Source organism: Streptomyces sp. NBC_00440 (assembly GCF_036014215.1).
Lineage (GTDB): Bacteria > Actinomycetota > Actinomycetes > Streptomycetales > Streptomycetaceae > Streptomyces.
In genome coordinates this window covers 1688861-1702332 of sequence record NZ_CP107921.1, presented here as the reverse complement: position 1 = coordinate 1702332, position 13472 = coordinate 1688861, and the positions used below count along the sequence as shown (strand labels likewise).

At 72.6% G+C, this 13472-nt stretch carries 9 protein-coding genes; 4 read left to right on the top strand and 5 right to left on the bottom strand.

Annotated elements, in window-relative coordinates; translation table 11 throughout:
* Window positions 1-39: 39 nt before the first annotated feature.
* The 4 genes from OHB13_RS07670 (at window position 40) to OHB13_RS07655 (ending at window position 6764) form a co-directional block, all read left to right on the top strand.
* Window positions 40-3006: a DEAD/DEAH box helicase gene (locus OHB13_RS07670; protein WP_443062932.1), complete on the top strand. Its 2967-nt coding sequence runs from the start codon at window positions 40-42 to the stop codon at window positions 3004-3006.
* The gene (locus tag OHB13_RS07665; protein WP_328376454.1) at window positions 3003-4169 is read left to right on the top strand and encodes an SWIM zinc finger family protein; all 1167 of its coding nucleotides are present in this window, start codon (window positions 3003-3005) and stop codon (window positions 4167-4169) included. Before OHB13_RS07670 ends, OHB13_RS07665 begins: the two co-directional genes overlap by 4 nt.
* Before the next feature lie 80 nt (window positions 4170-4249).
* A complete protein-coding gene (locus OHB13_RS07660; RefSeq protein ID WP_328376453.1) occupies window positions 4250-4675 on the top strand; it encodes a hypothetical protein in 426 nt (141 codons plus the stop codon).
* 7 nt (window positions 4676-4682) lie between these two features.
* Window positions 4683-6764 (top strand): tetratricopeptide repeat protein, encoded by a 2082-nt coding sequence (locus OHB13_RS07655; RefSeq protein WP_328376452.1) that lies wholly within the window; start codon window positions 4683-4685, stop codon window positions 6762-6764.
* On the opposite strand, the gene OHB13_RS07650 is transcribed toward OHB13_RS07655, so the two are convergent.
* The 5 genes from OHB13_RS07650 to OHB13_RS07630 all read right to left on the bottom strand — a co-directional run bounded on the left by OHB13_RS07650 (window position 6754) and on the right by OHB13_RS07630 (window position 13467).
* Window positions 6754-8610, bottom strand: a complete 1857-nt coding sequence (locus tag OHB13_RS07650; RefSeq protein WP_328376450.1) for a hypothetical protein — start codon at window positions 8608-8610, stop codon at window positions 6754-6756. The genes OHB13_RS07655 and OHB13_RS07650 overlap by 11 nt on opposite strands.
* 118 nt (window positions 8611-8728) lie before the next feature.
* Complete coding sequence (locus tag OHB13_RS07645; RefSeq protein WP_328376449.1) at window positions 8729-10678, bottom strand: cellulase family glycosylhydrolase; 1950 nt, start codon at window positions 10676-10678, stop codon at window positions 8729-8731.
* An 18-nt stretch (window positions 10679-10696) separates the two neighbouring features.
* Complete coding sequence (locus OHB13_RS07640; RefSeq protein ID WP_328376448.1) at window positions 10697-11692, bottom strand: LacI family DNA-binding transcriptional regulator; 996 nt, start codon at window positions 11690-11692, stop codon at window positions 10697-10699.
* Window positions 11689-12516: a carbohydrate ABC transporter permease gene (locus OHB13_RS07635; RefSeq protein WP_266858090.1), complete on the bottom strand. Its 828-nt coding sequence runs from the start codon at window positions 12514-12516 to the stop codon at window positions 11689-11691. The genes OHB13_RS07640 and OHB13_RS07635 overlap by 4 nt, the downstream gene beginning before the upstream one ends.
* Window positions 12517-12540: 24 nt before the next feature.
* Window positions 12541-13467 carry a carbohydrate ABC transporter permease gene (locus OHB13_RS07630; RefSeq protein WP_328376446.1) on the bottom strand — a complete coding sequence of 309 codons (927 nt, stop codon included), beginning with the start codon at window positions 13465-13467 and terminating at the stop codon, window positions 12541-12543.
* Window positions 13468-13472 lie beyond the last annotated feature (5 nt).

Below are 13472 nucleotides of genomic sequence, written 5' to 3'. Positions count from 1 at the left end.
GACCCGGCTGTCAGACCCCGCACCTACACTCGCAGAGAGATGGGAACCACGGCGGAAAGGCAGGTGAGCGGGGTGCGGCGGACAGCGGAGACGCAGGGGACGAGCGGGGCCGGACCCATGGCGCTCACCCGGCAGGCCGTGGTCTTCCTGCCTGCCGCCCTGCCCCGCGAGGGCCGGTTCGCCTTCTGGGACCCGGCGGCGCCCCAGCCACCGGCCGCCGGACCCGACGAGCTCGTCGTCGTACGGCGGCACGGTGCGGCGGCCCGTCGCAGTACCGTGTCCGCCGTTCTGCTGCCCCTCACCGAGGCGCTGCCGCTGCTGGCCGCCGCCCGGCACTCCCCGGTCGCCCACCCCGCCGCCCGCTGCTGGGGCGCGGCGGCGCTGCACGCCCTGCAACTGGCCGCGCGCGGGCGGTTCCTGCCAGGACTGACCGCGGATGACCATGACGCCTGGCGGGCCGGACCGCTCGACGCGGAGGATGTCGCACATCTGCGCGCGGTGGCCGCCGCCATGCCGCCCGAGGCGTACGCCGTGCCGTTTCCCGGCCGCACGCCCCTGGAGCTCCCCGAGCCCGAAGGGCTGATCCGGTCGTTCTACGACGCCGTCGCCGACGCCCTGCCGCGCACCCCGGCCGCACCGCACGCGGCCGGGTCCGCCTACGCCGCCCGCGCACCGCAGCGGCTGCCGGGGCTGCGCGAGTGGGCGGCCGAGGTGGCGGCCGGGGCGGACGCGGGCGTACAGGTCTCGCTCCGGCTCGACCTCTCCGGTTACGAGCTGTTCGACCGGGCCGACGACGTGGCCGCGCCTGCGGACGGCGCCCCTGCGGGCAGCGCCTTTGCGGACGGTGCCCCGGCGGACGGCGCCGACGGTGACACCGGAGCAGCCGGTCATGTCGCGGCACGGGAGCGGCGGGCCGCCGCGGCCGTCGTCCAGGTGCACAGCCTCGCCGACCCGACGCTGGTGGCCGACGCGGGACGGCTCTGGGCCGGTGACGGCGACGAGCACTTCGGGCCGCGGGTGCGGATCGACGCCGTACTGGCGCTGCGGCGCGCAGCGCGGGTCTGGCCCCCGCTGACCGGGCTCCTGGAGCGGCCGGTGCCCGACGTACTGCCGCTGTCCGAGGACGAGTTGTACGAACTGCTCGGCCCCGCGGCCGCACGGCTCGCCGCGGCGGGCGTGGCCGTGCACTGGCCGAGGGACCTGGTCCGGTCGCTGTCCGCGGCCGCGGTCGTCAGACCGGCACCCGGCTCGGCCACGGACGGCACCGCGTTCTTCGACGCGGAACAGCTCTTCTCCTTCAGCTGGCAGCTGGCCATCGGCGACGACCGGCTGACCGAATCGGAGATGGACCTCCTGGCCGAGGCGCACCGCCCGATCGTGCGGCTGCGCGACCAGTGGGTCGTCATCGATCCGGCCCTCGTGCGGAAGGCACGCAAGCGGGAGCTGGGGCTCCTCGCACCGGTGGACGCGCTCTCGGTGGCACTGACCGGCAGCGCCGACGTGGACGGTGAGCAGGTCGATGCGGTCCCGGTCGGCGCGCTCGCGGCCCTGCACTCCAGACTCACGTCGGACACGGCGCCGCTGCCGCAGCCCGCGGGACTTGAGGCCACGCTCCGCGACTACCAGCTGCGCGGGCTCGGCTGGCTGGATCTGATGACCTCGCTCGGCCTCGGCGGCTGCCTCGCCGACGACATGGGCCTCGGCAAGACGATCACGCTCATCGCCCTCCATCTGCACCGCGCCCGGCCCGAACCCACGCTGGTGGTCTGCCCCGCCTCACTGCTCGGCAACTGGCAGCGCGAGATCCACCGCTTCGCCCCGGGCGTGCCCGTACGCCGCTTCCACGGCACGGACCGCTCGCTGACCGGCACCGAGGGCGGCTTCGTCCTGACGACGTACGGCACGATGCGCACCAGCGCCGCCGAACTGGCCGGGCACCCCTGGGGCATGGTCGTCGCCGACGAGGCACAGCACATCAAGAACCCCAACGCGGCGACGGCGAAAGCCCTGCGCACCATCCCGGCCCCGGCGCGGGTCGCGCTCACCGGCACACCCGTGGAGAACAACCTGTCCGAACTGTGGGCGCTCCTCGACTGGACGACCCCCGGGCTCCTCGGCCCGCTCAAGACGTTCCGCGCCCGCCACGCGAGGATCGTCGAGAACGGCGAGGAGGACGGCGCGGTCGAGCGGCTGGCCCGGCTTGTCAGACCGTTCCTCCTGCGCCGCAAGAAGTCCGACCCGGGCATCGCCCCCGAGCTGCCGCCCAAGACGGAGACCGACCACCCCGTCCCGCTCACCAGGGAGCAGGCATCGCTCTACCAGGCGGTCGTCCGCGAGTCGATGGCGGTCATCGAAGCCGGCGAGGGCCTCGGCCGGCGCGCCCAGATCATGAAGCTGCTCACCGCGCTCAAGCAGATCTGCAACCACCCGGCGCAGTATCTGAAGGAGGGCCCCTCCCGCCTCGCCGGACGCTCGGGCAAGCTCGCCCTCCTCGACGAACTCCTCGACACCATCCTCGCGGAGGGTGGATCCGGCGGCGCCGTCCTGGTCTTCACCCAGTACGTGGCGATGGCCCGGCTGCTCTCCGAACACCTCACCGCACGCGGCATCCCCTCACAACTCCTGCACGGCGGAACGCCCGTGGCCCGGCGCGAGGAGATGGTGGACCGCTTCCAGGCCGGCGAGTGCCCGGTCTTCCTGCTCTCCCTCAAGGCGGCCGGGACCGGGCTGAACCTCACCCGAGCCGGTCATGTCATCCACTACGACCGCTGGTGGAACCCGGCCGTCGAGGAACAGGCCACGGACCGTGCGTACCGCATCGGCCAGACCCAGCCCGTGCAGGTCCACCGGCTGATCACGGAAGGCACCGTGGAGGACCGGATCGCCGAGATGCTGACGGCCAAGCGTGCGCTGGCCGACGCGGTGCTCGGCTCCGGTGAGAGCGCCCTCACCGAGCTGGGCGACGCGGAACTCGCCGACCTGGTGTCCTTGCGGAGGGCCTCATGAGCAGCTGGTGGGGGAACGCCTGGGTGGCCGCCCTGGAGGCGCTGTCGCTCGACGCGGGCCGCCTCGAACGGGGCAGGAGTTATGCGGACGGCGGCCATGTCGCCGCGGTGAACGTCGCACCGGGCCGCATCCTCGCCTATGTGCAGGGAAGCCGCCCGCGCCCCTACCGGGCGGAACTGCGGCTGCGTACGCTCTCCGGCGCCGACTGGGACCACTTCCTGGAAGCGGCCGCGGCCCAGCCCGGCCATATCGCCGCGCTGCTCGACAAGGACATGCCCCACTCGCTGGTCGACGCGGCGGCCGAGGCCGGTGTCGCCCTGCTCCCGGCGCCGGGCGATCTCGTCCCGTCCTGCACCTGCCCGGACAGCGGCCGCCCCTGCAAGCACGCCGCAGCCCTCTGCTACGAGACGGCCCGGCTCCTCGACGCAGACCCGTTCGTCCTGCTCCTGATGCGCGGCAGGGGCGAGCGTGAACTCCTCGACGAACTGGCCCGGCGCAGCGCGGCCCACTCGGCACGGGAGCAGCCCCCCGCACCGCCCGTCCCCGGAGTCCCCGCCCGGGAGGCCCTCGCCCCGCGATTCCTGCCACCCCTGCCCCCGCCGCTGCCCGTCGGGCCGTACCCCGGGCGTCCGCCCGCCTATCCCGAGGCGCCCGGGGCCCCCGACCCCTCGGCCCTCGACGACCTCGCCACCGACGCCGCGGCGCGCGCCCACACGCTGCTCACCACCGGGGCCGACCCCGTCAGCGGCCTCACCCCCTGGCAGGACGCGGTCCGGCTGGCAGCGGCCCGCCCCACCGCCGGGCTGACCGCCACCACCCGCACGCTCTACCGCAGACTCGCGTCGGCCACCGGCCGCACCCCCACCGACCTGGCGCGGGCGGTGGCCGCCTGGCGGCAGGGCGGCGCCGAAGGCCTGGCCGTCCTCGAAACCCCGTGGGATCCGCCCGCCGGCCCCTTCGACCGGGCCCGTCCCGCGCTGGCCGCCGCCGGGCTGCCGCGCTTCCAGCCCTCGCGCAACCGGCTGACCGTGCCCGGCGGCGCGCTCCAGCTCCGCTTCGGCCGGGACGGTCGCTGGTACGCGTACGAATCCGACCCGGGCCGGGACGACTGGTGGCCCCGCGACACTCCGCACCCCGACCCGGTGGAGGCGCTCCGGCGCTAATCTTGAAGAGCGGTATGCGAACAGGATCCACGACCCGGCTCGCACGACCCGACGCAGACGATCCGAATCAAGGGGGCACGGTGGACGCGGAGTTGACGGCGCTGGTGACGGCGGGGGCGACCACGCTCGTACAGCAGATGGCGACCGACGCATGGGCGCGCACGCGCGACCGGGTGGCTGCCTTCCTGGCCCGCCGCGGCAATGTGGACCCCGCCGCGGTCTCCGCCGAACTGGACGCCTCCCGCGCCGAGTTGGCGACCGCCCGGGAGGACGGCGACGAGGAGGCCGCCGCCGATGTGCAGGGGGAGTGGCGGCTGCGGATGCGCCGTGCGCTGCTGGCCGATCCTGACGCCGCAGCGGAACTGCGCGAGCTCATCGATGAGTTGGCGCCACCCTTGCCCGTTCAGCGCACCGGCGACGTCTATAACAGCTTCAGCGGCGGCAGCCAGTACGGGATGATGATCCAGGCCGGGAACATCGAGAATCTGCACCCCGGCCAGGGCTGAGGGCCTTGTGCGCAACGACATCAGCGGTACGGTCCACGGCCCCACTGTGCAGGCGGAGCGGATCGGCAGTGTGAGCTTCCAGCAGGCCCCGGCGCCGTTCCTGGTGCCGGGCGCCCCGGTGCCCCGCGCGCTGCCGTCGCCTCCCCGGCACTTCACCGACCGGCGGCGCGAACTGGACGAACTGGAAGCCTTGTTGGCGCAGGACATTGACGCGCCCAAGGTCGTCGTCCTGTGCGGCTCCGGGGGCATCGGCAAGTCCGCGACCGTGCTGCACTGGGCGACCGGCCTCGCGCGGCGCTACGACGGCGGGCAGCTGCACGTGGATCTGCGAGGCGAGTCCACGGCCACCGCGCTCAGCCCCTCGGTCGTACTGGTGCGCTTCCTGCACGCCCTCGGGATGGACCCGCGATGGGTTCCGGCGGACGAGGGCGCCCAGGCCGAGCGGTTCCGCACCCTCACCGCGGGACGCAGACTTCTGATCGTCCTCGACAACGCGCACTCCGTACCCCAGGTGCTGCCCCTGCTGAGCGCCGCACCCGGCTCTCTCACTCTGATCACCAGCCGCAGGAGACTGCCCAAGCTCTTACGTGAGAAGGGCGCCCACCACATCGAACTCGGCCCGCTGGAGCCACCGGACGCCGAGCTGCTGCTGACCCGTATCGCACACGGCCGTGACGCCGCCGGGGTGCGGGCCGTCGCCGAGCGCTGCGCGGGGCACCCGCTCGCGCTCTGCATGGCCGGGGAACGGGTAGCCGTCAGACCGCATCTGTCCTGGCAACGGCTGGAGTCCGACATGGCACAACACCAGGAACCCGCCGCGGAGCACGGCCCGGCGGACCCTGTCCCCGGTATCGCGGACGCCTCCTACGCGGATCTGTCACCGGAAGCGGCCAGGCTCTACCGTCTCGCCGGACTGCGGCCCTGGCCCTCGGTCACCGTCGCCGCGGCGGCCAAGCTCACGGACGTACCGAAACCCCGTGCGGCGGAGCTGCTGGAAGAGCTCGCCGACATCCATCTGCTGCAGGAGACGGCGCCGGGCCGCTACCGCTTCCACGACCTGATCCGGGCCCACGCCGAACAGCGCGCGCTGCACGAGGAAGGTCCGGCCCGCTCGGCGGCGGCCGTCCGCCGGCTCCTCCTGCACCATCTGGACACGGCAGTGGCCGCGGACGCCTGTGTGATCCCCGGGCGCTGGCATCTGGGCCCCGCCTACCCCCGGATCACCGCCGCCCCGCCCGCGTACGCATCGCCCGCCGAGGCGCTCGACCGGCTGGCGGCGGAGCGGGAGAATCTGGCGGAGGCGGTGCGGACGGCCGCGGAGTACGGGCACGACGACCTCACCTGGCAGCTGTGCGAGGCGTTGTGGGGCCTGTATCTGCGGATGGGGTTCCACCAGGAGTGGAAGGCCACCCACCGGCTCGGGGTGGAAGCGGCGGGCCGTACTCCGCAGACACCTGAGGCAGCCGGGCGGATGCACACCCAACTGGGCTTCGCCCACCTCGGGTTGTCCGAATTCGCGGAAGCCGAGGAGGAGTTCCGGGCGGCGGCAGCGGCCGACAGCGCCTGCGGTCATACGCGCGGTGAGTCCACGGCCAGGGAGTCGCTGGGGCTGCTGCGGCTGCGCCAGGGCCGGTACGAGGAGGCGGAGAGCAGCTTCGCCCTGGCCCGCGAGGCGGCCGGGCAGGTCGGTGACGCACGGGCCCTCGCGCTCCTCGACCACCACATCGGCCGGGCACTCGCAGGACAGGGCCGGTTCGCCGAGGCCACCGCGCAGCTGGAAGCGGCTCGCGAGCGGCTCCGGTCCCTTCCCGACCCGTACAACGAGGCACGCGTCCTGATGAGCCTCGGTGAGACGGCGCTCACCGCGGGTGATCCGGCGGGGGCCGAGCGGTGGCTGGCCGACGCGGCGCAGCGGATGGCCGCCGAGGACGCGGTCGTCCAGCAGGCCGCCATCGCGGAACTGCGGGCGAAGGCGGCAGCAGTACCGGAGCGCGCGAAGGCATTCCTCCGTGAGGCCCTGGCTCTCCACGAGCGAACGGGAGCGCCGGGGGCGGCGCAGGTCCGGGCGGAGCTGGACGCTATGGAGTGAGCGTCACCCGCACCTGATGCCGGGCGGTCCCGGTGATCACGGTCAGGTGGCCGGGGTGATCCCCGGCGATGAGGTCGCCGATGACGTGGCCGCTCTCCAGCCAGGCGTGCAGCGCGGAGGCGTACACCGCCGGATCGGGGCCCGGTCCGGTCCCGGTGGGAGCCCCGGTGAGTGTGAGCAGGGTCCCGTCGGCCGTGCGGACCAGACAGCTGTCGCGCCCGGTCACGGCCACCGCCATCGCCGCGCACCTGAACCGTTGCGACACAGCGGTGGCCCATGCGACGGCCGGGCCGGGCGCCCAGGCGCCGGTCCCGTCACCGGCGCCGTCGGCCGGGTCGTCCGGGCCGTGACTCAGTACAAGATCGGCGAGCGCGATCCGGCTCGGGTCGGGGGTCTTGTCGGGCACCACGGTGTGCGCGTCACCAGAGGCATCCGGCTCCGGATCGGCCGCCGGCTCCGCGTAACGGGTGACGGAGACCTCCCGGTCGCCCAGCATCCGGGTCACCACCCGCAGCGGGGACAGGACCCGGGCGGGCCCGGAATCCGGCGCCGGCAGCCGGTCCAGCAGCGCGGGCCACGGCGGTTCGTCCCGCCGCAGCAGCCGGTAGAAGGTCCGCCGCAGCAGCGTGCCCGACTCACCGGGTGCCGCTGTGGTCTGCGCGGTGACCGCGTCGTGCCGGCCGGGGAACCACCCGTCGAGCAGGCCCTCGATCTGCGGGCGCGGCGGCTTGTACGGGCGCAGGTGCGGCGCGGTCCGGCCCAGCGCCGCCACCGGCGAAGCGGGGTCCAGATCCTCGTGGGGGAAGGCGCCGAGAAGGACGGGCCGGCCGATGGCCGCCGCGTAGAACGTGACCGACCCGTGGTCGCCGATGACGGCGTCGGATGCGACAAGCGCCTGGCGCCAGGGCCCGAGCGGCGGGATGACGGTGAGTCCGGCGTCCCGCGCCCGCCTGAGCCACCGGTCTATCTGACCCGGTCCGTGGCCGTGCCAGATATTGGGGTGGAGAACCGCGCATATCCGGTACTCGTCCACAGGCAGACTGCCCGTCAGCTCACGCAGCAGCCACGGGAAGCTCTCCTGTGCGAAGAGCGAGTGCGGGCCCCAGGTGGAGTTGAGGACCACCAGCCGCTGTCCGGGAGTGACGCCGAGCCTGCGGCGGAAGGACTCGCGCGAGGGCAGGGCCGCCAGGATCCGGTCGAAGCAGGGGTCCCCGGCCAGTACGGCGGTCGGCACGGCCTCGGGGCATGAGAGGCGGAGCCGTTCGAGCTGTTCGGGGTGGGAGAGGACCGTGGCGGCGGCCAGCGGTACGCCCTCGTGGAGCAGCCACTCGGGCGCGAGCCCGAAGACCGGGACGGACGGGGGCGCGGTGGTCCGGGCTTCCCTCCTGCCCGCGCACTCCGCCGGTTCGTCCTCTGCCCGTCCGCCTTCCGCCCGTCCGCCTTCCGCCAGTCCGGTGTCCGGTGTCCGGTGTCCGGTGTCCGGTGTGGCCAGCCTCTTATTGTATCCAACCCCGTGCGAAAGGATGGCCAATCTCCCCTGGAACGCGTCCAGTTCGCCGCCATAACTCGCGCTGACCACCAGATCGAAATCGGTCTCCCGCGCCTGCTCCCAGGGCAGTACCGGCAGCCCCGCCCGCGCGAGCAGATCCGCCACTCCACCCAGAAAGGGGGAGGACCCGGTGCAGGTGGCCAGCGACTGTACGTCCAGGTCGCCGTCGAACAGCGGCAGCACGTCCAGCAGTCGGGTCGCGGAGGTCACGTTGTGCACGACGAACAGCACACGCCGGGCCCCGGTCCGTGTCACCCACTGTTCCGCATCCCGCCCCACCGGCACCCGCAGCCACATCCCGCCACCCTAACGGCCTCCGTCACTGCGGGCGGGAGAGGACGTAACACCGGCCGTTGTCCCTGGTTGTCCGGTTGCCCGTCCTTCTCCGGCCGGCCGGACCGCACCTGCTTCGGACTCAGCCCGGGACATCGGACTGCCGCAGTTCGAGAACCTGGACCCCGTACGGCTCCAGCGTGACCTCCGGCGACTCCACCCCCGTACCGAGTCCGAAGAACCTGCCCCCGCCCGGCCGCACGGTCAGCGTGTCCTGCGACTGGCTGACCAGCCAGACGAAGCGCCGGCCGTCCTCGTGGACCAGCACATCGGCGCTCACATACGGGGTGTCCACCGTCACCGGACGCGCCACCCCCGCGACCTCCGCCAGGGCCTCGTACAGCCGGTGCGTCTGCTCCGGGTTGACGCGCGGGGTGCGGGCGGCCATGTGCTCCAGCGGATAGGTGGCCAGCACCGTCCGGCCCGCCCCCGTCTCGTTCACCAGCAGCGCCGGCCGGCCGTGCGCGTCGGTCGCCACCACGCGCGCGCCCACCGGCACGACCGGCAGGTAGGCGATGCTGTCCTCGTTGCCCGCGACCGGGAAGCGCAGCGTCTCGCCGGCCTTCAGCGGGCCGAAGTCCTCGGTGAAGGTCAGGTCGATGACGGTGTCCTCGACCGGCTCGGCGACCCCGCACGACAGTTGGTGCTCCACGCCGAACAGCCCGTCCAGGTCGTGGAACCACGGCCCGCGGGTCGCCGGGTGCTCGCCCGAGCAGAACGACAGGTAGACGGTCGCCCCCTCGCGGGCCCTCCGCTCCAGGTCCCGCCGGGTCCGGGTCGTCAGTTGGCGGGTCGAGGGCAGCAGATACAGCTGGACGTCCTCGGCGAGCCCGTCCGCCTCCCGGGTGAACCCGACCGGCAGATCGGCGCCGTGCGCCGCGACGTACCCCTGCTGGAGCGAGGAGAAGATCAGCGGGCGGTCCGCCGGCCTGCTGTACGGGTAGCCGCGCTCCAGGAACGCCGGGACGACCAGCGCGGCCCCCGTGTCCGACCGCCGGCACCGGGCGAAGTCGACCTGGCCGAGCACCGTGGCGAAGGCGGAGAGTTCCCGCAGCGGCTCCTTCGCGCGCCCCGCGCTGTCCGTGATGCCGAAGTGCATCTCGAAGGGGTGGTGGTCGTACGGTGACTGGTCCCACAGGTCGTCGTAGTCGGTGTTGTTCCAGGCGATCCAGCCCGTCGCCCCGCCCAGCAGCGAATTGTGCAGCGTCTGGCGGTAGTACACCCCCGCGTTGCGCGCCGACACGGTGTCCGTGGAGAGGCCGAACTCCTCAAGCACCACCGGCTGCCCCGTGACCGACGCCAGTTCGCACTCGAAGGCCGCCCGGTAGTGCTGGCGCACCGCGTCGGTGTCCGAGCGGTAGACATGCGGGCCGACGAAGTCGACGTACTCGGCGGTCTCGCGCAGCGAGAATCCGTTGTCGCGCCCGGTCACCTCCTGGCCCCAGGCGCCGTCGCCGAGCGAGACGGGCTGAGTGCCGCCGGCCGCCCGCACCGCGTTGCACATCGACTGCGCCCACGCCGTCACCACATCCGACGACGGCGGGTCGACCTGGTAGATCCGCCCGTACCCCGGCATCTCATTGGTGATCAGCCACCCCGTGACGGCGGCGTGGTCCTTGAAGCGCCGGGTCATCTCGCTCGCGAACCAGGCCTGCCGGCCGACCATCCACACGTCCTCGTAGAGATCGCGTCCCGCACGCCACACCGGGTCCCAGTTCTCACCGGACATATGGCCGACGATGAAAGTGGGGACCGTACCCATCCCGTACTCGCTGTGCGCGTCCAGGAAGTCCCGGAAGCGGTCGCACAGTTCCTCGTCGATCCGGTGCGGCTCGGGGTGGAAGTCCGGCCAGTAGAAGAACGAGCGGGTCATGTTGAGCCCGTGCTCGCGCAGCACGGCGAGCTCCTCGCGCACCACACCGGGGTCGTAGTTGCGCCACATCAGGGGGCCGCCGGTGCGGGACCAGAAGTTGGCGCCGAGCCAGGGCAGAACGGCCGGGTCGTGGGCGAGCTGGGCGCTGTGGCGCTGCATGTGAAGTGCTCCAGAAAATCAGACGGGACCGGTCGACTCGCGTACGACGAGCCGGGGTTGTCCGGTGAGGGGTTCAGGGGGTACGTCCTCGCCGCACTGCGCGAGCAGTGCCCGGGCGGCAGCCGCGCCGGCCCGCTGGACGTACTGGTCGACCGTGGTCAGCCGGGGGTGGATCCAGCTGCCGACCGGCAGGTTGTCATAGCCGACGACGGACAGTTCCGCGGGCACGGAGAGCCCCGCGCGCTGCGCCGTGCCGATGCCGCAGACCGCCATCGAGTCGTTGGCGAAGACGATGGCGGTGGGCCGCGGGTCGAGGGCGAGCAGCTGCTCGGTGGCGGAAGTGGCTGCCGCCTCGGTGAAGTCCGTGTGGAGCACCGCGACCGGGACCAGGCCCGCCCCGGCCAGGGTCTCCTCGAAGACCCGCTGCCGGAAGCGCGTGTGCAGCAGCCCCGTCGGCCCGGTCACATAGGCGATGCGCCGGTGTCCCAGATCCAGCAGATGGCGGACCGCCTCGCTGACTCCGCTGCCGTGCGCCGTGCCCAGCAGGACCGCGGGCAGCCCGAGCCGTTCGAGCAGCGGCGGGCGCGGGTCGTCGGCCCGGTGCTCGGTCAGCACGGCCCCGTCGACCCGGCCCTCGGCGGCGAGGCGTTCGTACAGCGCGGTCTCCTCGCGCACATCGCCGGTCAGATGCAGCAGCAGCCCGTACCCGCGCGGCGACAGCTCGCTCTCCAGCCCGGTGATCAGCTCGGAGAAGTGCAGGTCGGTGCCGAGAACGTCGGTGGGGCGGCGTACGACCATCGCGACCGTGTGCGTACGGGCCCTGCGCAGCGCGCTCGCCGACGCGCTCGGCGACCAGCCGAGCCGCCCGGCCGTCTCCAGGACGCGGCGCCGGGTCGGCTCGGAGATCCGGCCGGTGTTGTTGAAGACCTTGGACACGGCCGCCGTGGAGACCCCGGCCTGCGCGGCGACGTCCTTGATCGTGGGCCGGGAGCCGGCCGCCGGAGCCGGGCTCACATCTTCACCGCGCCGCTGACCAGGGCCTGTTGCATTCGCTTCTGCAGCAACGTGTACATGATCCAGACCGGGACGAGGGTGAGGATCGTGCCGGCCGTGAGGATGCCGTAGTCGGTGCCGATCTGCGATTTGAGGGTGGGCAGAGCGACCTGGATGGTCCGCAGGTCCGGGTCCGGGCCGATGATGATCAGCGAGTACAGGTACTCGTTCCAGAAGGTCAGGAAGTTCAGCAGCAGCACCGTCGCGATGCCCGGCATACACATCGGGGTGTAGATGTGCCGCAGTACGCCGAAGGTCGACGCGCCGTCGATCCGGGCGGCCTCCTCCATCTCCGGCGGGATGGTCCGCATGAACTGGATGAGGATCACCACCGACAGCGGCATCGCGGTGGCCGGCAGGAACAGCACCATGAACAGCCGGGTGTGGAAGAGCCCGGTGGCAGCGGAGAGCAGGAAGGTGGGGAAGAGGGCGGCGAAGGTGGGGATGAGGAAGCCGAGCGAGAAGATCCGCTCGATGGCGGCGCCGGCCCGGCCCCGCGCGCGGGCCAGCGCGAACGCCGCGGGTATGGCGAGCCCCAGCGTCAGGGCCAGCGAGAACACCGTGACGATCCCGGAGTTGAGGATCGCCATCCCCAGATCGGCGCTCTCGAACGCGGTACGGAAGTTCCCGAACCCGAACGACGTCGGAGGGGCGAGCGGGTGGGCGAAGATGGCCTCGTTGGACTTGAACGCCGACGCCAGGAAGTAGTACAGCGGGACGGCGAGCAGGACGGCGTACGCCCACACCAGAATGTGCGCGGGGAGCCAGGACTTTCTGAACTTCATGGTGGCCATGGGGTCGGGCTCCGATCAGTAACTCTGGCGGAAGACGCGGCGGATGGCGAGCAGCCCGGCGAGCCCCGCGAGGAAGAGGACCACACCGACGGCCTGGCTGTAGCCGAGGTCGCTCTCCATGAAGGCCTTCTCGTAGACGAGGAAGGACAGCGTGGTCGAGGAGTTGGCGGGGCCGCCCTGGGTCAGCAGCAGCACCTGCTGCGCGGAGCCGAAGAGCGTCCAGAGGAACTGGAGCATCGTGACGACACCGACGTACTCCTTGATGACCGGGAAGTGGATGCGCCACATGGCGCGCCAGTGCCCGGCCCCGTCCAGCTGCGCCGCCTCGCCGATCTCCTCGGGCACGCTGTCGAGCCGCGCGGCGAAGAGGACGGCGGTGAACCCGATTCCGGCCCAGACGTCCAGGGCGATCAGGCAGTAGAGCGCGGTGTCGGGATTGGCGAGCCAGGCGTCGGTCACCGATCCGAGGCCGACGGACTTCAGGGCGCCGTTGACCAGGCCGTCCGGGGAGAGTGCGGCGTAGAAGACCATGGCCTTGGCCGGGGTGGAGATGAGCCCGGGGACGAACAGCAGATAGCGGATCACCTTGTGGCCCGGCGGCTTCTGGGCGACGTAGTACCCGACCATGTAGGCGCAGACGATCATCACCGGAAGCGCGATGACCATCTGGAGACCGGTGTTGCGCACGGCCTGCCAGAAGACCGGATCGTCGAAGAGCGCCTGGAAGTTGCCCGCCCCGGCGAAGGACGTCGGCTGGAGCATGCCGGGCCAGTGCAGGGCGGCGATCACGAAGATCGCGACCATCGGCCCGACCATGAAGACCAGATACCAGACGAGGGCGGGCAGCGCGAGGATCGTGGTGCGCGGACCGCGCCGCTCGCGCCGCGCGGCGGGTGGGACGGCCTGCCGGGAGGCGGGCCTGACGGACGAGGTCATCGTCATGGGGT

Coding starts and splice junctions, on each gene's coding strand:
- OHB13_RS07635 (WP_266858090.1), bottom strand. CDS start 12,516: ATGAAGTTCAGAAAGTCCTGGCTCCCCGCGCACATTCTGGTGTGGGCG.
- OHB13_RS07630 (WP_328376446.1), bottom strand. CDS start 13,467: ATGACGATGACCTCGTCCGTCAGGCCCGCCTCCCGGCAGGCCGTCCCA.
- OHB13_RS07665 (WP_328376454.1), top strand. CDS start 3,003: ATGAGCAGCTGGTGGGGGAACGCCTGGGTGGCCGCCCTGGAGGCGCTG.
- OHB13_RS07645 (WP_328376449.1), bottom strand. CDS start 10,678: ATGCAGCGCCACAGCGCCCAGCTCGCCCACGACCCGGCCGTTCTGCCC.
- OHB13_RS07650 (WP_328376450.1), bottom strand. CDS start 8,610: ATGTGGCTGCGGGTGCCGGTGGGGCGGGATGCGGAACAGTGGGTGACA.
- OHB13_RS07670 (WP_443062932.1), top strand. CDS start 40: ATGGGAACCACGGCGGAAAGGCAGGTGAGCGGGGTGCGGCGGACAGCG.